The sequence below is a fragment of the Bacillus sp. JZ34 genome (genome assembly GCF_053903205.1).
In genome coordinates this window covers 3,808,947-3,827,212 of sequence record NZ_CP096403.1, presented here as the reverse complement: position 1 = coordinate 3,827,212, position 18,266 = coordinate 3,808,947, and the positions used below count along the sequence as shown (strand labels likewise).

19 protein-coding genes, 1 pseudogene and 1 riboswitch are annotated in these 18,266 nt (G+C 46.4%); of the genes and pseudogenes, 14 read left to right on the top strand and 6 right to left on the bottom strand.

Going from position 1 to position 18,266, the window contains the following annotated elements; genetic code table 11:
- Nucleotides 1–54: 54 nt before the first annotated feature.
- Complete coding sequence (gene aspA, locus M1D90_RS19495; protein WP_043054070.1) at nt 55–1,476, bottom strand: aspartate ammonia-lyase; 1,422 nt, start codon at nt 1,474–1,476, stop codon at nt 55–57.
- Nucleotides 1,477–1,782: 306 nt separating this feature from the next.
- On the opposite strand from aspA, the gene M1D90_RS19490 reads away from it, so the two are divergent.
- Complete coding sequence (locus M1D90_RS19490) at nt 1,783–2,997, top strand: macrolide family glycosyltransferase (RefSeq protein WP_456282991.1); 1,215 nt, start codon at nt 1,783–1,785, stop codon at nt 2,995–2,997.
- On the opposite strand, the gene M1D90_RS19485 is transcribed toward M1D90_RS19490, so the two are convergent.
- Entirely contained in the window at nt 2,994–3,440 is a 447-nt protein-coding gene (locus tag M1D90_RS19485; RefSeq protein WP_020450238.1) for a DUF2188 domain-containing protein, read from the bottom strand. The two genes, M1D90_RS19490 and M1D90_RS19485, sit on opposite strands and share 4 nt — an antisense overlap.
- 118 nt (nt 3,441–3,558) lie before the next feature.
- Between M1D90_RS19485 and M1D90_RS19480 the strand changes: the two genes are divergently transcribed.
- Nucleotides 3,559–4,380: an EcsC family protein gene (locus tag M1D90_RS19480; RefSeq protein WP_103750286.1), complete on the top strand. Its 822-nt coding sequence runs from the start codon at nt 3,559–3,561 to the stop codon at nt 4,378–4,380.
- Nucleotides 4,381–4,422: 42 nt separating this feature from the next.
- On the opposite strand, the gene M1D90_RS19475 is transcribed toward M1D90_RS19480, so the two are convergent.
- Nucleotides 4,423–5,712 (bottom strand): Na+/H+ antiporter NhaC family protein, encoded by a 1,290-nt coding sequence (locus tag M1D90_RS19475; RefSeq protein ID WP_456282990.1) that lies wholly within the window; start codon nt 5,710–5,712, stop codon nt 4,423–4,425.
- A 128-nt stretch (nt 5,713–5,840) separates the two neighbouring features.
- Between M1D90_RS19475 and M1D90_RS19470 the strand changes: the two are divergent.
- From M1D90_RS19470 to M1D90_RS19430, 9 genes and pseudogenes are all read left to right on the top strand, one after another.
- A pseudogene (locus M1D90_RS19470) lies at nt 5,841–6,170 on the top strand (cupin domain-containing protein); the annotation flags it as partial.
- Nucleotides 6,171–6,176: 6 nt separating this feature from the next.
- Entirely contained in the window at nt 6,177–6,530 is a 354-nt protein-coding gene (locus tag M1D90_RS19465) for a YdbC family protein (protein ID WP_306419670.1), read from the top strand.
- 101 nt (nt 6,531–6,631) lie between these two features.
- Nucleotides 6,632–7,072 carry a glucose starvation-inducible protein GsiB gene (gsiB, locus tag M1D90_RS19460; RefSeq protein ID WP_023857883.1) on the top strand — a complete coding sequence of 147 codons (441 nt, stop codon included), beginning with the start codon at nt 6,632–6,634 and terminating at the stop codon, nt 7,070–7,072.
- A 389-nt stretch (nt 7,073–7,461) separates the two neighbouring features.
- Nucleotides 7,462–8,502, top strand: a complete 1,041-nt coding sequence (locus tag M1D90_RS19455) for an AI-2E family transporter (RefSeq protein ID WP_023857882.1) — start codon at nt 7,462–7,464, stop codon at nt 8,500–8,502.
- A gap of 71 nt (nt 8,503–8,573) precedes the next feature.
- Nucleotides 8,574–8,715, top strand: a riboswitch (cyclic di-AMP (ydaO/yuaA leader).
- 74 nt (nt 8,716–8,789) lie between these two features.
- Complete coding sequence (locus tag M1D90_RS19450; protein ID WP_456282989.1) at nt 8,790–10,034, top strand: dicarboxylate/amino acid:cation symporter; 1,245 nt, start codon at nt 8,790–8,792, stop codon at nt 10,032–10,034.
- Between the two features lie 69 nt (nt 10,035–10,103).
- Nucleotides 10,104–11,030, top strand: coding sequence for an ABC transporter ATP-binding protein (locus tag M1D90_RS19445; protein WP_026580582.1), 927 nt, complete (start codon nt 10,104–10,106; stop codon nt 11,028–11,030).
- Entirely contained in the window at nt 11,023–11,790 is a 768-nt protein-coding gene (locus tag M1D90_RS19440) for an ABC transporter permease (RefSeq protein ID WP_023857879.1), read from the top strand. The genes M1D90_RS19445 and M1D90_RS19440 overlap by 8 nt, the downstream gene beginning before the upstream one ends.
- Before the next feature lie 121 nt (nt 11,791–11,911).
- Nucleotides 11,912–12,250, top strand: a complete 339-nt coding sequence (locus M1D90_RS19435) for a hypothetical protein (RefSeq protein ID WP_023857878.1) — start codon at nt 11,912–11,914, stop codon at nt 12,248–12,250.
- A 124-nt stretch (nt 12,251–12,374) separates the two neighbouring features.
- The gene (locus tag M1D90_RS19430) at nt 12,375–13,523 is read left to right on the top strand and encodes an acyl-CoA dehydrogenase family protein (protein WP_026580583.1); all 1,149 of its coding nucleotides are present in this window, start codon (nt 12,375–12,377) and stop codon (nt 13,521–13,523) included.
- A 36-nt stretch (nt 13,524–13,559) separates the two neighbouring features.
- Here the strand turns inward: M1D90_RS19430 and fbpB are convergent, their stop codons facing one another.
- The 3 genes from fbpB to M1D90_RS19415 form a co-directional block, all read right to left on the bottom strand.
- Complete coding sequence (gene fbpB, locus M1D90_RS19425) at nt 13,560–13,715, bottom strand: Fur-regulated basic protein FbpB (RefSeq protein WP_023857876.1); 156 nt, start codon at nt 13,713–13,715, stop codon at nt 13,560–13,562.
- 2 nt (nt 13,716–13,717) lie between these two features.
- Entirely contained in the window at nt 13,718–13,876 is a 159-nt protein-coding gene (fbpA, locus tag M1D90_RS19420; RefSeq protein ID WP_023857875.1) for a Fur-regulated basic protein FbpA, read from the bottom strand.
- A gap of 413 nt (nt 13,877–14,289) precedes the next feature.
- Nucleotides 14,290–14,610, bottom strand: a complete 321-nt coding sequence (locus M1D90_RS19415) for a thioredoxin family protein (protein ID WP_003179104.1) — start codon at nt 14,608–14,610, stop codon at nt 14,290–14,292.
- Between the two features lie 160 nt (nt 14,611–14,770).
- On the opposite strand from M1D90_RS19415, the gene M1D90_RS19410 reads away from it, so the two are divergent.
- The 3 genes from M1D90_RS19410 to M1D90_RS19400 all read left to right on the top strand — a co-directional run bounded on the left by M1D90_RS19410 (nt 14,771) and on the right by M1D90_RS19400 (nt 18,119).
- Nucleotides 14,771–15,856 (top strand): D-alanine--D-alanine ligase, encoded by a 1,086-nt coding sequence (locus M1D90_RS19410; protein ID WP_023857873.1) that lies wholly within the window; start codon nt 14,771–14,773, stop codon nt 15,854–15,856.
- A 116-nt stretch (nt 15,857–15,972) separates the two neighbouring features.
- A complete protein-coding gene (locus tag M1D90_RS19405; protein ID WP_025810070.1) occupies nt 15,973–17,343 on the top strand; it encodes a UDP-N-acetylmuramoyl-tripeptide--D-alanyl-D-alanine ligase in 1,371 nt (456 codons plus the stop codon).
- A 65-nt stretch (nt 17,344–17,408) separates the two neighbouring features.
- Nucleotides 17,409–18,119, top strand: coding sequence for an alpha/beta hydrolase (locus tag M1D90_RS19400; RefSeq protein WP_023857871.1), 711 nt, complete (start codon nt 17,409–17,411; stop codon nt 18,117–18,119).
- Nucleotides 18,120–18,266 lie beyond the last annotated feature (147 nt).

Sequence of the window (18,266 nt, the reverse complement as noted above, 5' to 3'; positions counted from 1 at the left end):
AGCCCGTCTCGGGCGTCTATAAACGCTTGAAAGCATATTGAAAAAGACGGCTGGCTATTCCTCGAGAAGCGAAGCGCCTGCGATGCCCGGATGCGTCATTTCATACGGATCCAGAATGAGATCCAATTCTTCCTCTGTCAAAACATCATGGAGCAAACACAGCTCGCGCACTGACCGTCCTGTGGCGATCGCTTCTTTTGCAATTCGTGCGGCAGCTTCATAGCCGAGGTGCGGATTGACGGCCGTAATCGTTCCTACGCTTTTTTCGACGAATTCTTTCAGCCTGATCTCATTCGCTTCAATCCCGGTGATGCAGTAATCGGTAAATACACGAAATCCGTTGTTCATGATTTTAATCGACTGCAGCAAATTAAAGACGAGTACGGGCTCCATCACGTTTAACTCAAGCTGCCCCGCCTCTGATGCAAGGCAGATGGTATGATCGTTGCCGATCACCTGAAATGCGATCTGGTTCATCAGTTCAGGCATCACCGGATTCACCTTGCCGGGCATGATGGAGGAGCCGGGCTGGCGGGGAGGCAGCCGGATCTCGGCAAGCCCTGCCCTCGGGCCTGACGCCATTAAACGCAAATCGTTGGCAATTTTGGACATGTTCATCATGCCGACTTTCAATGCAGCCGATACTTCTGTGTAGGCATCCGTGTTTTGTGTGGCATCGACAAGATGGTCAGCGCCTTTCAGCTGATAGCCGCTGATATCTGATAGGTGTTCGACAACGCTTTGAATATATCTCGGATCAGCGTTTAAACCTGTGCCGACTGCGGTTGCTCCCATATTGACTTCATAGAGATGATGCTGAGACTGCTTGATCCGCTGAATATCGCGTTCGATGACCCGGGAATAGGCTTCGAATTCCTGACCGAGCCTGATCGGAACAGCATCCTGAAGATGAGTGCGGCCCATTTTGATAACGGAATCGAACTCCTCCGCTTTTTGGCGGAAGGCATCCAGCATATGTTCCATCGTCGATATAAGCTGTCTTAAGTGATTCAATGTGGCCAGATGAATGGCTGTCGGAAACACATCATTCGTTGATTGGGCCATATTGACATGTGTGTTCGGGCTTAAATGGAAGTAATCACCTTTTTCTTTTCCTAAAAGCTCCAAACCTCTGTTTGCGATAACTTCATTTGTATTCATATTCATTGAAGTGCCGGCGCCGCCTTGAATGGGGTCGACAATAAAATGATCGTGCCAGAGCCCTTCCGCTATTTCGCCGGCCGCTTTTACAATGACTTCGCCGAGCTCTTTATATAAACGTTTAATATCCATATTGGCGAGAGCCGCCGCTTTTTTGACCATTGCCAAAGCTTTAATCAGCTCTTCATCAATCCGGTAGCCTGTAATCGGAAAGTTCTCCACGGCCCTCATGGTTTGTACGCCGTAATAGGCGTCAGCCGGAACTTCTTTTTCGCCTAGAAAATCCTTTTCGATCCTGGTTGCTTTCGTATCCATGGCAAAACCTCCGTAGGTTGTTTCTTATGATGTATTGTGCCTCGATCGGCCGTGTTTTAATTTGCTTTTAAAAAAAGGAAAATCGTCTTCTGATTGGGGCTGTCAAGTAATAAAGAGCCTGTTTTCTCTAATAATATACGCTCATTTGCATGGCAAAAAAATTTAATGGAAAGATATGCAGAAACAGACAAATGGTTATATAGTTATGTTTATGTATTATTAACTTAATTAAATTTCTTTACTTCATTTGTCTTTTTGTAGTAAATTTCCTTATATAAATTTTCGTATGAGAAAGGAAGAGCTGTGATGGGACATGTACTGATGATCAATTTCCCGGGGGAGGGGCACATCAATCCCTCTCTTGGCGTCACAAAGGAGCTGCAAAGACGAGGAGAAAGCATCGTCTATTATGCAGTTGAGGAATACGCTGAAAAAATTAAAAAAACAGGGGCGGAAGTCCGTTTATACCCGGATTTCAGAGAGGCTTTATCACCCGGGAAAGAAAGAGAAAAGATGGACTTTGCCGAGTTGGTATACAATATGTCAGGTAAAGTCGATGAGATCGTTCAGCTCATCTGCCAGGAAGTCAGGGACGAGTCTTATGATTATGTGATATATGACCATCACTTTTTGGCGGGGAAAATCATTGCTGAAATGCTTGGGCTGCCGAGTGTTTCGTTATGTACGACATTTGCAATGGACGAGACGTTCGCAAAAACGTTTACCCTGCAAGGCGACCTTGAAAGCTCGCCGTATTTTGAAAAATTGAAGCAATCCCTTGGCGAATTAAGTGAGCGGTACCCCGTCAGTCTCGACAAGCCGTTTGACATATTCTCCTGTCCGGGGGACATTACGATTGTCTTTACCTCCAGGGAGTTTCAGCCTCATGCCGAGCGATTTGGAAATGACTATTTGTTTGTCGGGCCGTCGATTACGAGCAGACAGGATCCAGGCAGCTTCCCGTTCGCTGAGCTGGAGGGGGAAACCGTCATCGTGATCTCGATGGGCACGATCTTTAATCAGCAAAAAGAGCTGTATCATATGTGTATCGAAGCGTTGAAAGACTTTGACGGCAAGGTGGTTATGGCTGTTGGGAAATCAACGGACCCCGCGGATCTCGGCACCATACCGGATCATTTTATCGTGAGGCCGTATATCCCGCAATTGGAGGTTTTGAAAAAAGCCGATGTATTTGTCACCCACGGCGGCATGAACAGTACAAATGAAGGCCTGTATTTTGATACGCCGCTCATCGTCATTCCGATGGGTGCTGACCAGTTTTTCGTCGCAGCTCAGGTGGAACGGACAGGGGCCGGGATCAAGCTTGATAAAAATGAACTTTCTCCGGCTGTTTTACAAAAAACGATTAAAGATATGCTTGAAAACCGCTCCTATAAAGACGGAGCCGCCAAAATCGGCCGCTCGCTCCGCGATGCCGGGGGCTATCAAAAAGCAGCTGATGCTGTATTGGAGTTGGCGGGGAAAAAAGTAAGACGCTCCAAAAACGGAGCGCCCCGTTAATTCATCCTGATCTTCCGCTCCACACTGCCGTCTTTTTTATGGACGATGACGGCAGTGCCTTTGTTTTCGGCGATTTCTTTCGCCCGTTCGACGGCTTCTGCTTTTGTATCCTTTACTTCGCTGGCCCGCTTGGCGTCTTCGGCTTTGACTGCCCAGCCTTTTTCGTGTTTAATGACATGCTCGCACTTTTCCGCAAGCTCCGGCCTGCTGCTCGAACCGCTGTCACCGCGTACCGTTTCATCAGCTTCCTCCGCATAGGATTTGAGTTCGCTTTTGCTCCTGTTATCCGCCCATTCCTTCGCCTGACTCGTCGCGATCGGAATCGCCCGGCTTTCGTCGTATCCTTCGTCTACCATTGCATTCGCAATTTCAATGGCTTTCTTTTTTACCGGTTTGTCCAAATGTTTCAATGAAGCGGGATAGTCTTCCATTGACCATGGCATTTGATCATTCCTCCTTTTACATAAAGGTTTACCCTCCGGCTGCCGATCAAAAAACACGGATTCATAAAGTGAATCATTGTATACTATAAAAAAACACGATTGAGAGGGCGAACCTTCTGTGCGCAACGATAAAACAGATTTGGAAAACGAACTGAAAAAAATTGAAAAATGGGAAAAAGAACAGCAGAAAGCGTGGTTTTGGGAAAGGATCGGGCGGCTGCCGTTCAAGGTTCTGGACAAGCTTACACCGGCATTCATTCAAGATAAAATCGGTCTCTTGCTCGACGAAATCGGCGGCTTTATTCAAAACGGCGGCCAATATTTGACGTCCGAAAAACATCTGATCCGCCAGTTTCAAAAAAAGCTGCCGGATGAAACGATCGAAACGGTCGAAGATATTCAAAGGGCTCCTTTGGAAGTGATGGATCAAATGTGTGAAAACCTCGGAAAAAACAGGGCGAATACCGCGGCTGTCCAAGGAGCGACAACAGGTGTCGGCGGCTTATTCACGCTTGCCGTCGATATTCCCGCCATCCTCGGCCTTTCATTGAAGACATTACAGGACATCGCGGTGTCTTACGGCTACGATCCTAAAGAAAAAACGGAGCGGATGTTCATTATTAAATGCCTGCAGCTCAGCGCTGCTGATATTGTCGGGAAAAGGGCGATCATTCAGGAACTCAGCCGATACCATCTACAGTCAGGCTCACGGGAAAATATGATTTCGCAAATTCAAGGCTGGCGGGAGGTTGTTTATACATACCGCGATTCTTTCGGATGGAAAAAGCTGTTTCAAATGGTGCCCGTCGCAGGCATCCTCTTTGGCGCAATCTCAAACCGTTCAATGGTGAACGGCGTTGCCGAAACAGGGATGATGATGTATAAAAAGCGGAGGATCATGGAAAGGCTTGCGGAGCTGGACGCCGCAGATACAGAGTGATAAAAAGGCTGCCGTTTGATAACGGCAGCCTTTTTCATGGAGTTACGCTTTTTCCGTAAAGCGAGGCAGTCTGAAGATAATCGCGCATATGCCGCAGACGCCGATCAAAATCGGATAAAAAGAATAAGGAAGAATGCTGACAGGCGATATTTTCACGATTTGTGCAGCTGACAGCATTTGCGCGCCGTAAGGAATCAATCCTTGTACCACACAGGAAAAGATATCGAGGATGCTCGCCGATTTCCTATTGTCGATTCCGTACCGGTCGGATAAATCTTTTGCCAGCGGCCCCGCTGTAATAATGGCAATCGTATTGTTGGCCGTCGCCAGGTTTGCCGCGCTGACAAGGCCGGCAATGCCCGCTTCCGCTCCTTTTTTTGAACGGATTCTCCGTGATACAAATTGAAGGAGAAATGCGATCCCGCCGTTTCGCTTCATCATTTCTGCCATTCCGCCAATCAGAAGCGATAAAATGATTAGTTCGGACATCCCGCCGATGCCTTCGGTGATCGCGGTTAAATACGTATGAAGCGTCAGGCTGCCGTCGGAAATACCGATTACTCCGGCTAACACGATGCCGCCGAAAATAACGGCCATAACATTAAATCCGAGAAGGGCGAATATCAGAACACCGAGATACGGCAGCACCTTTACCCAGCTGTAAGTCCCGGCTTGTGCGGCAGGATGCCCTCCGGCTGAAAACACCATCAGCAGGATGACCGTGGCAACCGCGGCAGGCAGGACGATCAGGAAATTCGTTTTAAACTTGTCCGACATTTTCGTCTTTTGTGTGCGGACAGCGGCAATGGTCGTATCGGAAATAAATGATAAGTTATCACCGAACATCGCGCCCCCCACAACCGCAGCAACCGAATAGGCCGCCGGAACGCCGATTTCGGCGCTGATCCCTGCTGCGATCGGAGCGAGCGCAGCAATCGTTCCGGTTGACGTGCCCATCGACACAGAGATAAACGCAGCGATGATAAATAAACCGGCAACCATAAACTGCCCCGGTACAAACGAAAGCGCAAGATTAACGGTTGATTCAACGGCCCCCATCGCCTTTGCGGCTGATGAAAACGCGCCGGCCAAAATAAAGATCATCACCATGATCATAATATCGGGGTGTCCGGCGCCTTTCGCAAACCACTCCGTCTTTTGGCTGAGCTTCTCCTTACGGTTCATCGCCAGTGAGACAACCGATGCCGCAAGCGCCGCGGCCACGATTGGCAGGCTGTAAAAATCGCCTGTGATCAAGCCTGATCCAACGAATAAACAAACAAATAAAAACAGCGGCAAAAGCCCTGAAGCTTTTCCGTTTTGATTTTGCATGATGTACACCTCTTCTATAGGTTCAAACCGTTTTTTCACCAATATCCAACACTTTAAAAGGCGAACGCTCAAAAGTCAAATGGTAAAATAAGTTCGGGAGAAAATCAAATGAAAGAGGAGTGAAGCTGATGGATCGCAAAACGAGTCTTCTTGAATTGACAAAGGAAGTCACAGAAAAGCATGCCAATTTTTCCGTTTCGGAAGTGAACGACCATTGTATGCGAATTGCTGTTTTGGAGGGCGAATACGTATGGCATTTCCATCCCGGCTCAGATGAGCTGTTTATTGTTTTGGAAGGAGAGCTGTTGATCGACTTTCAGGACCGTCCCACAGAAGTCCTGAAAGCGAACGATTCCCTGCTGATTCCGAAAGGCGTCATTCACCGGACGCGCGCTGATGTAAGGTCGGTTAACCTTTGTATAGAAAAAACTAATGCGGAAACCGTCCCGTTCGCGGAAGGGAATGTGCTGAAGCTGATACGGTGCAAACCAGCCGGACAACAGCTTCATGCATTCAGCGAGGCGCAGGCCAAATGGGCTCCGCTGCAAAACGTCAGCGGATTCATCAGACAGTGGGGCGGATGGATGGAAACAGAAAACGGGCCGGAAGCCCTTGTCCTGGTGCTTTGGAAATCAAAGCGCGATTATTTGAACTTTATGGCCGATCATCATGATGCAATATATGAAAGAACGAATCAGAAAGGTACGTTCGAATCCATCAACATTACCCTGTTTGAAGAGCCTGCCGAGATATCTAAGACGCTGCAGAACAATACGCCGGCTCCGGTACCGGAATGGACGGTAAAAGGCAGCGGATGATTGCATGATTCCCGGACTCTTTCGTGAATGTGCTATTTGTGTTTACGCTTTTTGAAATGTGGAATGTAAAAACCATAACACTTCAAAAGGAGGAATCGAAAATGGCAAACAATAATGACAACAACAAAATGAGCAGGGAAGAAGCAGGCAGAAAAGGCGGAGAAAAAACAAGCCAAAACCATGATAAAGAATTCTACCAAGAGATCGGTCAAAAAGGCGGAGAAGCCACAAGCAAAAATCATGACAAAGAATTCTACCAGGAAATCGGCGAAAAAGGCGGGGAAGCCACAAGCCGTAATCATGACAAAGAATTCTACCAGGAAATCGGTGAAAAAGGCGGAGAAGCCACAAGCCGTAATCATGACAAAGAATTCTACCAGGAAATCGGTGAAAAGGGCGGAGAAGCCACAAGCAAAAACCATGACAAAGAATTCTACCAGGAGATCGGTCAAAAAGGCGGAGAAGCCACAAGCCGAAACCATGACAAGGAGTTCTATCAAGAAAACGGTGAAAAAGGCGGACGCCAAAGAAGAAGCGGTTAATGTACGGTGAAGAGAGGGGCTGACAAACAGTCCCTCTCAGCGTGTCGACAAACCCTCGCATTCGTTGTCAGGCCTGCGCGTCGGTGCTCACGAATTGCAACATTCGCTCCGCCCCAATGCTCGGCCTTCCTAGACTGCAAGGGTTGAGGGTCACGCTGAAAGGATTTTGTCAATAATCTGGAGGGGCTGAACATCAGCCCCTCCTTTTTTATGGAAGATGCCTGCCGCTACCGCACGAGCGCTCATATTAAAATATTATTAATTATTGATCTTCTGAAGAGATTTCCGGTCTGTTTTGTTATATAATTTACAGATGATGCATCAAATTGTAATTATAAAAGTTTGAATGCTAAAAGTTAAGGACTAAAGTACTGGTGGGAGTGTACCGAATGGCAGCGTTGATTAAATTTTTTCAGCATCCTGGGGTCAGGCGTTTTTCAGTTTTTGTTGTATTGGCGGGAGTTTTATATCTGTTCCGCAGCATGATGAATCTCATATTGCTCACATTTATCTTTACGTTTTTGATGAACCGTCTGGAAAATGTGATCCGCGGTTTTTTAAACCGCTTTATTAAAGTCAGCCAGAGACTGATTATTTCCTGTTTGTATGCGGCTCTTGCCATCGCGCTTTCGATCGGCGGTGTGGTCTATTACCCCGTGATCGTCACCCAGATTCAGCAGCTGATCAAACAAGGAAAGTATATTGCTTCTCACCCTGACAGCATTCCTTTTCTCGATATGATCACCGGTATGTTCGGCGATATCAATTTGACATCCTATTTGGAAAAAGGTCTTAACTTTATCTATACATATATCACAGATATTAGCGCGTTTGGCCTGCAGGTGGTTATGTCATTGGTTCTCAGCATGTTCTTATTGATCGAAAAAGACAAGGTCTTGAGCTTAATGGATAAATTTAAGACGAGCAAAATAGCCATTTTCTACGAGGAAATTGCTTACTTTGGTAAAAAATTCACGAGAACGTTCGGAAAGGTGCTTGAGGCTCAGTTTATTATCGCCTCCATCAATTGCGCATTGACGACCATTGCCCTCGCGATTATGGGTTTTCCTCAGCTATTCGGCCTTGCCGTCATGGTGTTTTTCCTCGGGCTGGTTCCGGTCGCAGGCGTTGTGCTCTCCCTTATTCCGTTAAGCATTATCGCCTACAGTATCGGCGGAATCGCTTATATCGTATCACTGGTATTGGTCATCATGATCGTCCATGCGATAGAAGCCTATTTCCTCAATCCGAAACTGATGTCCGCCAAGACGGAGCTGCCGATTTTCTTCACGTTTATCGTGCTGATTTTTTCTGAACATTTCATAGGGATTTGGGGTTTAATTATCGGTATTCCGATATTTGTTTTCCTGCTTGATATCCTTGATGTCACAAGTCAAGAGAAAAGCCGAACAGCGGGCACCCGAAAATAGCATATATTTGTAAATCAGAAAATTTGGTTTACATATTTCGAATTTTCAGGTATAACTGTTATATAACGAAATAGCGCCACACGTTTAATCCTTTAGTAGGAGTGGGGGACCCGATCATTTGGGGTGAATTTTTCTGTTCCCGTGCGAACTGAAAGACGGACATCTCTTCGTCCGAACCCGTCAGCTAACCTCATCAACGTGAAGAGAGTCATGTGGAACCAATTTTAATGGTAAAAGCCCATGGGAGATCTCTCATGGGCTTTTTTTGGAAAGGGGAGATATGTTATATGAAGTTAGCAACAAAAATTATTATCGCTCTATTACTCGGTGCAGCCGTCGGTATTATACTGAACGTCACTTCGCCGGATGTATTTAGCAAGCTTAATACATTTTTATTCGGGCCGCTCGGCACGATCTTCCTCAACTTAATTAAAATGCTCGTTGTACCGATTGTTTTCTTTTCTCTCACTTTAGGGGTAGCAGGACTTGGAGATCCAAAGAAACTGGGCAGAATCGGTGCCAAAACGATTTCTTTCTTTTTAGTTACAACGGCAATTGCTATTATTATCGGACTTATTTTAGCGTTGGTCATCAAACCGGGAACCATCGGAACGTATGATACAAGCGCAGCGGAATATTCAGCTGAGAAGGCGCCGAGCATTGCCGAAACGCTTTTGAATATCATTCCGACAAACCCGGTTCAGGCAATGGCTGAAGGAAATATGCTGCAAATCATTGCTTTCTCCATTTTGGTCGGTCTCGGAATTACGATGCTCGGCAAAAAAGCGGACGCTCTTCTCAAAGTGGTTGAACAAGGTAACGATCTAATGATGTATCTCGTCAATCTCGTCATGAAGTTCGCACCGTACGGTACGTTCGGCTTGATTGCCGGGGCAATCGGAAGTCAAGGATGGGACGCCATTAAAGCAATGGGGCTTTATATGATCGTCGTCATTCTGGCGCTGTTCATCCACACCATCGTCACATACGGCTCAGCGATTGCGTTTTTGGCAAAGCGGAACCCGTTCACATTCTTTAAAGATTTTTCAGAGGTTATGCTTGTTGCCTTCAGTACGTCAAGCAGCAACGCGACGCTTCCGGTTTCGATGGATGTCGCTCAAAGAAAGCTGAAAGTGCCAGAGCCGATCTCAAGCTTTGTTCAGCCGCTTGGAGCTACGATCAACATGGATGGCACGGCGATTATGCAAGGGGTAGCGACGGTCTTTATCGCTCAGGTGTACGGCAATGACCTGTCACTGACACAGCTGTTGATGGTTGTTCTCACCGCAGTGCTTGCCAGCATTGGAACAGCGGGTGTTCCGGGTGTCGGACTGATTATGCTCGCCATGGTTCTTCAAACAGTTGGCCTTCCAGTTGAAGGAATTGCGCTAATATTGGGAATTGACCGACTTCTAGACATGATTCGTACGGCTGTCAATACAACAGGTGATGCAGCATGCGCAGTCATCGTCACCGAAACGGAAAAGAAACACGGCAAAATCGAAGCCCCTCATAGTGAAGTGTCCGTGTAACTCAAAAATGATATAATCAAACAGTGCCTTTTCGGCACTGTTTATTTTTTTGGGAAAGAGGAGGGGGCTATGACAAAGCAGCCTGTTTTACATATAGAAAATGTTGATAAAATCATAGACGGCAAAACGATATTGAAGGATATCCGCTTAACGGCGGATGAAGGGGAGATCATCGGCCTGCTTGGTCCGAACGGATCAGGAAAAACGACCCTCATCAAATTGATTACCGGGTTAATTAAAATGAAGAGCGGATCAATTGTCATAAACGGCTTTCCGATTGACCGCCAATTTGAAAAAGCGATCCGGTCGGTCGGAGCCATCGTTGAAAATCCTGAATTTTATCCGTATCTGACAGGCTATGAAAATCTGAAACACTATGCAAATATGCACGCTGGAATCGGTCGGGATAGACTGGCGGAAGTGATCAGCAGGGTCGGGCTAGAAGATGCCGCAGAAGACAAGGTCAAAACATACTCGCTCGGAATGAAACAGCGCCTCGGTATTGCCCAGGCGATTCTTCACCGGCCGAAGCTGCTGATTTTGGATGAGCCGACAAACGGATTGGACCCGGCGGGAATGAAAGATTTCCGCGAACACTTGCGTGAGCTTGCCGAAGAAGAAGGAACGGCGATCCTGTTTGCGACCCACTTGCTGAAGGAAGTGGAAGATTTGTGCGATCGGGTCGTCATCCTTCAACAAGGGAAAATCAAATCAACCGTCGTCCTCAATGATGCGGATGAAAAGCAGGAAAAGGCGATGCTGGAGGTACAGCCCTATGACAAAGCGCTTCAGTGGCTGAAAGACCAGGGATACGAAGCCCACGCCGAAAAAGGTCTCCTCGCCGTAAAGGTGGCGAAAGCGCAAATTCCTGCTTTAAATCAACAGCTTGTCGCCAATGAGATTGACGTCTATTCGATCGCTCCGTTTAAGCAGTCTCTTGAGGATGAATATATGGCGCGGACGAATGGAACGGAAGAGAGGAATACTGATGTTTAAACTGATTCAAAACGAGCATGTTAAATTGCTGAAGCGAAAAGTAACATTTGTATCGCTGGCGCTGATCGCGGTCTTTCAATTTCTCCTCGCGCTCATAACGAAAAGAATCCTGATGAGCGCCGGGACAGAGGATCATTTTATCGGCTATTTTTCATTCACCCCAAACCTGAATATCCTCTTGCAGGGGCTTTCGATTGTGGTGGCGGCTTCAATTATATCCTTTGAATATGATAAAAAGACGATCAAATTTTTGCTGATCCGTCCTGTCAGAAGAGAAAAAATTCTTGTTTCAAAATACGTGACGAGCGTGCTCGCAAGCATTTGGCTCTTTATCATTTACTACGGATTTTCTTTATTGTTCGGTCTGCTCTTTTTCGGCGTGAAGCTCGACGAAAAAGCGGAGCCGCTCTTTATCAATACGGTGACAATGATCGGTACGCAGTGGTTTGAAGTATGGATGATGGTTTCCTTTGCGTTTTTATGCTCTGCATTGTTTAAAAGCAGCGCGCTCAGCATCATGGTGTCGATCGTCGTGCTGTACGGCGCCAAAATGCTTGTGACGATCATGTCTTATTTGGAAAAACCGCTCGGTAAATTTTTGTTGTTCGCTAATACTGATTTAACGCAATACGCCGGTGAGGCCAAGCCGCTTTTTAGCGGGATGACGCCTTTGTTTTCACTCGTCATCGTCTTTCTCCATCTCGTGTTTTTTCTCGGAACGGCGTGGTGGGCCTTTTGTAAACGCGATATGAAAGTATAAAATATTTTGTCTAAAGTGTGACAAAAGGGATGACATTTTTGTGAAATATGTCGTAATTACCGTGTGAATTTCCTATTCTAAATTATAATTTTGGGATAAGGGAATGGGGGATGAGACATCCATGAAAAAATTTATTACGGCATTGCCGATTGTATTGCTGTTGTCATTTTCATTTGTTTCTTTTGCCTTTAATTTCGATCATCTTGTCTATTTTAGACTTGCGCTCGGGCTCTTTTCGCTCGCAGGTTTGTTTCTGTTATATAAATTGAAAAACGGCGTCCGCTTCTTTATGGCGTATCTTTATGGAAGCTGGGTCGTGCTGGCCGGAATCGCCGCATATGAAGAACCGCTTTTTTCCGATTTCTTCTTCGGCGGTCTCACGATCACGATGGGCTACTTAACCTACATGCTGATTTATCTCGGTATGAAGGTTGACCGTCGCGGCGGTCAAGCCGTTTAGTCAAAAGCGCACCTCGCTGAAGGTGCGCTTTTTTGTTTTGCCAAGGGTATCATTTGCACAACAAGCCGTGAACGAACTATAATACTTATTAAATCTATCGGAATTTGGTCAGGAGGATGCCGGTGTGTGTTCAATATTTGTGAAAACGGAAAGGCAGCAGGAATGGCTCGGTAAAATCGGGAAACTGGCGGATGAATTTGAGAAAACAGCAGCGTATTATGACGAACATGCCCAATTTCCCGCAGAACATATTCAAAAGCTGCGGGATTCAGGCTACACAGCGCTGACGGTCGGAAAAGAATACGGGGGAGAAGGCATTTCACTCTACGATATGCTTTTGTTTCAGGAACGGCTTGCCAAAGGAGACGGACCGACAGCTCTCAGCATCGGCTGGCACTTGAGCGTGATGGGAGAACTGGCGGAAGGAAACAGCTGGGACCGGCATGTGTTTTCATCGATTTCACATGAAGCATTAAAGGGTGCGCTGATCAACAGAGCTGCAAGTGAAGCGCAGACGGGAAGCCCAACAAGAGGAGGACGCCCCGGAACCCATGCGGTCAAAAAGAACGGCGGATGGATTGTAAACGGACGTAAAACATTTACAACGATGTCTCCGGTTCTCGACTACTTTCTTGTCACCGCTTGGATTGAAGAGAAGCAAACGATCGGCGTTTTCTTGATCCATAAAGATGCGGAAGGCTTGGCAATAGAAGAAACGTGGGATATGGCGGCGATGAGGGGTACGGGAAGCCACGATCTGGTGCTGACCGATGTCCGTCTCGACGAATCCATGCTTGTCGAGCTGTTGGCAGGTAAAAGAACGGATAAAGTCAACGGCTGGCTGCTTCATATACCGGCTGTTTATCTAGGTATCGCACAAGCAGCGAGAGATTATGCCGTCCAATTTGCAAAAGACTATCAGCCGAACAGCTTGAAAGGTCCGATTAAGGAAGTGCCTGCTGTTCAGCGCCATATCGGCGAAATCGATTTGGAACTCATGAAAGCCCGCCACTTTATGTATCATGTCGCAGAGCTTTATGATGACCCGGAGCGCCGCGCCTTTTTAACAGGTGAGCTTGGAGCGGTTAAACATACAGTAACGAATACGGCCATTGCTGTCGTAGACAGGGCGATGAGAGTCGTCGGAGCGAAGAGTCTGGCGAGAACGAACCCGCTCCAAAGATTCTATCGCGATGTCCGGGCGGGCCTCCACAATCCGCCGATGGATGATGCGACAATCGGCAAGCTTGCTGGCATTGCATTCAGTGAATAGTAAAAAAGAAGCCGTTCAAAATGAGCGGCTTCTTTTTTAAGTTTGTTTTGCTTTAGACATTGCCAAAAGGCGGTTCTCGTGTCTGCGGTCGATCTTGTCATAAATGACTTCCATTTCTTTCGGGTTCTTGGCGATTTCTTTCTTATATTCTTCGACAAGCTGATGAAAGGTTTTAATCTTCCGTTTTGACATGATTATCCGCCTTTCTTGTTGGATTGGTATTCGCTTTCGAGTTCGCTTAAAGACAATTCGTAAAGGTGGCGCTCTTCTTTTTTATATATGCCAAGCTGGATAAGCCGCTGAATGAGTTGTTTCTTTCTCATTTCCACCGCTTTCTTTAATTGAGGGGCCATGTGATCACCTCGTCAACCATTAGTGATATTGATAATCATTATCAATAAAGGATATTATACTAAATAGTATCACCAAATGTAAAGAGACATCCTTAAAATAATATTGAAATAAATTGAAAAATATGAATTATTATCCAAAAACGTATATAAAAAAAGAAGCCGACAAGGGCTTCACAACTAGAAAAAATAATTGCAAAATAGGAACAAAAAACATTCTACCTGAATATAAAAAACGAATCAAGAACTTTTTGCGAAATTTCGACATTTTCGTTTCCCGGGAAATACTCGTGTCGAATTATTAATGAAAGCTCACTTTTATGAAACAAATATTGCTGCTGTCCCGTCTTGTATAAAAAGGACATGGGCGCTCCCATGTCCTGCGGTTCAGACAAAAAATCAGAACTTTAAACGAATTAGCTAATATGTTCAGCCAGGAACTCGTTCACTTCTTCAGGTGTTTTGGCATTTGCGCTGTGAAGGTGCCCCGTTTTTTCGCCGTTTTTGAAAATCAACAGGCTTGGAATGCCCATGACCTGATACTTATCGGCAAGTTCAGGAAGATCGTCTTTATTCAGCTCATACCAGTCATTTTCCTGATAAGCCTCAAGAATGTCTCCGATGAACATGTTCATGCGTGTGCAGTCCGGGCACCAGTCAGCATAAAATTTGACGATGATTTCTTTATCGGATTGGATCAGTTCATTAAATTGTGCTTCTGTTGTGATTTTTTTCAATTGCAACCTCTCCTTTTCAATGCCATTTTAATATAAAATGAAAAGGATTTACATACAAATGCTTTTTATATGCTGTTTTTAGACCGTATTAAAATAATTAGATCATTTTCCCGGGAAAGTGATAAGATAGTAAAGATGAATCCAGTGGGGGGAGTACGAATTGAAGACAAGATTAGGATTGGTATACGGCGGAAAATCAGCGGAGCATAACGTTTCTCTGCAAACCGCGCTGGCCGTCACGAAAGCATTAGATACTGAAAAATTTGATATACACCCGATTTATATAACAGAAAAAGGCGAGTGGGTGAGAGGGCCGCAACTGACAGAACCGGTTTCAAATGTGAAAATGCTTCAGTTTGAACAGACGGGCCAGACATTTTCTCCGGCATTGCTGAACCGCGATATGTTTCCGGGCGAAGCTGATGTAAAAGAAGACTCGATTGATGTTGTTTTCCCGCTTTTGCACGGACCGAATGGGGAAGACGGCACCATTCAAGGCATGCTTGAACTATTGAATGTGCCATATGTGGGCAACGGAGTCTTAGCTTCCTCTGCGGGCATGGATAAAGTGGTCATGAAGCATCTGTTTGCACAGGCAGGGCTTGACCAGGCGAAATACGTTTCATTTGTGAAAAAAACCTGGAGTCACTCTAAAGAAGAAAGCTATGATCAAGTGGAAGCTGAGCTTGGTTATCCGTGCTTCGTAAAACCGGCTAACCTTGGATCAAGCGTCGGGATCAGCAAATGCAGAAACCGTGAAGAGCTTGACCAAGCCTTTGAGCTTGCATTTCAATATGACCGGAAAATTGTCGTTGAAGAGGGCGTCATCGGACGCGAAATAGAACTCGGCGTTCTGGGGAATGATGAACCTGTCTGCTCAGTCGCGGGGGAAATCGCTCCGAAGAAAGATTTTTATGACTATAAAGCAAAATATGAAGACGGCGACACTGATTTGATTATTCCGGCTTCCCTGACAGAGGACGAATACGAAACAATGCGCAGCATGGCGGTCAAAGCGTTTCAGGCGATTGACGGCTCAGGCCTTGTGAGAGCGGACTTTTTCCTTACAAACGAAGGCAGGGTCCTGATCAATGAAGTCAATACGATGCCGGGATTCACACCGTTCAGCATGTTCCCGCTTCTCTGGAAGCAATCAGGGGTTGAGTATGCTGAACTGATTGAAAAACTTGTCGCTTTGGCAATCGATCGGCACGAAGAAAAACAGCAGATCAAACATACATTTTAACGGGATGGAGCGGACCGAATCCGGGGGAATGCGGTTCGCCCTTATATACAGCTGCAGACACTATCCTTATTTGTGGTAGTGTCTCTTTTCCTTGCTGGAGAAAGAGAGGGACATACATGATAACGAGAACGGTAAAAGAAATTGCTGAAATGTCGGAAGGCGTTTTGACGAATGAAGCTTTTGAAGGGCGTCTCGTCAAAGGCGTCTCAACCGATTCGAGAAAACTGGCGAAAGACCAACTGTTTATTCCGCTTGCAGGCGAGCGGTTCAATGGTCACGTTTTTGCAGAGCAGGCTTTTCAGGAAGGCGTCGCAGCCGTGCTGTGGAACCGGAGCGAACCGAATCCTCCGGAAGGGAAGCCGGTCATTTTAGTTGACGATACGCTGGAAGCGCTGCAGAAGCTTGCGAAGGCATACAGGCATCAGCTGGACGTGAAAATCGTCGGCGTGACCGGTTCAAATGGGAAAACGACGACAAAAGACATGATTCATGCTGTGTTGGGCACCGAGTATAAAGTGCATAAGACAGAAGGAAACTATAATAACCACATCGGCCTGCCCCTGACGATTCTGGCGATGCCGGAAGATACGGAAATCGCCATTTTGGAGATGGGGATGAGCGCCAAAGGGGAAATTGATTTTCTGACACGTCTGGCGCGTCCTGATATCGCCGTCATCACAAACATCGGTGAATCGCACCTCCTTGAACTCGGATCAAGAGAAGGAATTGCAGAGGCAAAGCTCGAAATTGTCAATGGGCTTTCAAAAGAGGGCACACTCATTTATATCGGAGATGAACCGCTGCTCGCTGAAAGGCTGAACCAGCCGCCTTACGAGACAAAGACGTTTGGAGAGGATCCGGCTTTCGATTATCAGCTTGAGGATATGACGCAGACGGAAGAGGGCACGGCATTCCGCGTCAGAGGGATCGAAAACCGGTTCTTCATCCCGGTGCTCGGAAAGCATAATGTGAAAAACGCTTTAGCTGCGATTGCGGCCGGAGACCTTCTGAATGTCAGCAGGACTCATATTGCAGAAGGGCTGACGAAACTGAAAGTGACCGGTATGCGTCTTGAGCTTGTGAAGACACGGGCCGGCGTTGCAATCATTAATGACGCCTATAATGCAAGTCCGACATCGATGAAAGCGGCGATCGAGCTTGTCGACCAGATGAAGGGATACGGCAAGAAAATGCTCGTTCTCGGCGATATGCTGGAGCTCGGCGAAGGAGAGAAAGCGTTTCATGAAGACATCGGGCAGGCAGTCAATCCGGACTCAATCGACTTTTTATTTACGTACGGGGATCTCGGTGCATATATTGCAAAAGGGGCGCTTAAACATTTTCCCGAACACCGCGTCCTTCATTTCAACCCGGAAAACAAAGACGGTTTGAAAAAGACATTGAAAGAAAAAGCGAATACAGGGGATCTGATCCTTGTCAAAGCGTCCAGAGGCATGCGTCTTGAGGATGTTATAAAAGATTTGTAAGGGAACATTGAATCATAAAGTCGTTTTTTATGTGATCATCAGTAAAAGAAAACGGGTGAATGGTCATGATAGGATGTTTATGCATTCACGGATTTACCGGAGCACCGTATGAATTGGAACCGCTGGCTTCTCATTTAAAACAAACGGCCGATTGGCGAGTCGAAATGATCACGCTGCCCGGGCACGGGGAGATGCCGGTTTTAAAAGGCGTCTGTTTTCAGGAATGGATCGCTTGCGCGGAAGTGGAGCTTGTCCGTTTGTTGAAAACGTGTGATACGGTATTTTTAATCGGATTTTCAATGGGCGGGATGATTGCCGCCTATTTAGCCGGAAAATATCCGGTCAGCCGCCTTGTCCTGTTGAGCGCGGCTGCCCAGTACATCAGCCCGGGACAGCTGATCCAGGATTTGAAGAATGTGATCAAAGATTCTTTGCAAGGCAAGCTTGAGGATAATCTGCTTTACAAAAGGTACAAACAAAAGCTGACAAGCACCCCGGTGTCTTCAGCATTTCAGTTTCGCAAGCTCGTCAAGATGACAAAGCCTGCTTTGAAAAACCTCCGGATCCCTGTGCTCATTGTTCAGGGGGAATGCGATTCAATCGTGCCGCTGTCAAGCGCGTATTATCTTTATGAAACCATACCTTCCGAAGAGAAAGAGCTGTGCCTCTTGCCGGAATCCAAGCACCATGTCTGCCTTGAAGAAAACTCCGCTGTCCTCTTTCAAACCGTTGAGGCGTTTCTCAAAAAAACGCCGATTGAATCCATAAAAAAATAAATAATTGAACGGCAATCTGCAAAAAATAATCGGGGATGCGGGCAGGGAAAAATGAGTGTATGCTGTCGAAAGCCGCACAAGCCTGTGTTACAATGTGTAAAAGACGTCACCAGGCGGGCTTGACGTTTCGCGGACGGGTCTATAGAT

What these genes read in the sequence shown, in the direction of transcription:
- aspA (WP_043054070.1), bottom strand. Translation starts at nt 1,476, where the DNA reads ATGGATACGAAAGCAACCAGGATCGAAAAGGATTTTCTAGGCGAAAAA.
- M1D90_RS19445 (WP_026580582.1), top strand. Translation starts at nt 10,104, where the DNA reads ATGACAAAGCAGCCTGTTTTACATATAGAAAATGTTGATAAAATCATA.
- fbpA (WP_023857875.1), bottom strand. Translation starts at nt 13,876, where the DNA reads ATGGCCCCTCAATTAAAGAAAGCGGTGGAAATGAGAAAGAAACAACTC.
- M1D90_RS19440 (WP_023857879.1), top strand. Translation starts at nt 11,023, where the DNA reads ATGTTTAAACTGATTCAAAACGAGCATGTTAAATTGCTGAAGCGAAAA.
- fbpB (WP_023857876.1), bottom strand. Translation starts at nt 13,715, where the DNA reads ATGTCAAAACGGAAGATTAAAACCTTTCATCAGCTTGTCGAAGAATAT.
- M1D90_RS19450 (WP_456282989.1), top strand. Translation starts at nt 8,790, where the DNA reads ATGAAGTTAGCAACAAAAATTATTATCGCTCTATTACTCGGTGCAGCC.
- M1D90_RS19490 (WP_456282991.1), top strand. Translation starts at nt 1,783, where the DNA reads ATGGGACATGTACTGATGATCAATTTCCCGGGGGAGGGGCACATCAAT.
- M1D90_RS19400 (WP_023857871.1), top strand. Translation starts at nt 17,409, where the DNA reads ATGATAGGATGTTTATGCATTCACGGATTTACCGGAGCACCGTATGAA.
- M1D90_RS19455 (WP_023857882.1), top strand. Translation starts at nt 7,462, where the DNA reads ATGGCAGCGTTGATTAAATTTTTTCAGCATCCTGGGGTCAGGCGTTTT.
- gsiB (WP_023857883.1), top strand. Translation starts at nt 6,632, where the DNA reads ATGGCAAACAATAATGACAACAACAAAATGAGCAGGGAAGAAGCAGGC.
- M1D90_RS19435 (WP_023857878.1), top strand. Translation starts at nt 11,912, where the DNA reads ATGAAAAAATTTATTACGGCATTGCCGATTGTATTGCTGTTGTCATTT.
- M1D90_RS19485 (WP_020450238.1), bottom strand. Translation starts at nt 3,440, where the DNA reads ATGCCATGGTCAATGGAAGACTATCCCGCTTCATTGAAACATTTGGAC.
- M1D90_RS19475 (WP_456282990.1), bottom strand. Translation starts at nt 5,712, where the DNA reads ATGCAAAATCAAAACGGAAAAGCTTCAGGGCTTTTGCCGCTGTTTTTA.
- M1D90_RS19405 (WP_025810070.1), top strand. Translation starts at nt 15,973, where the DNA reads ATGATAACGAGAACGGTAAAAGAAATTGCTGAAATGTCGGAAGGCGTT.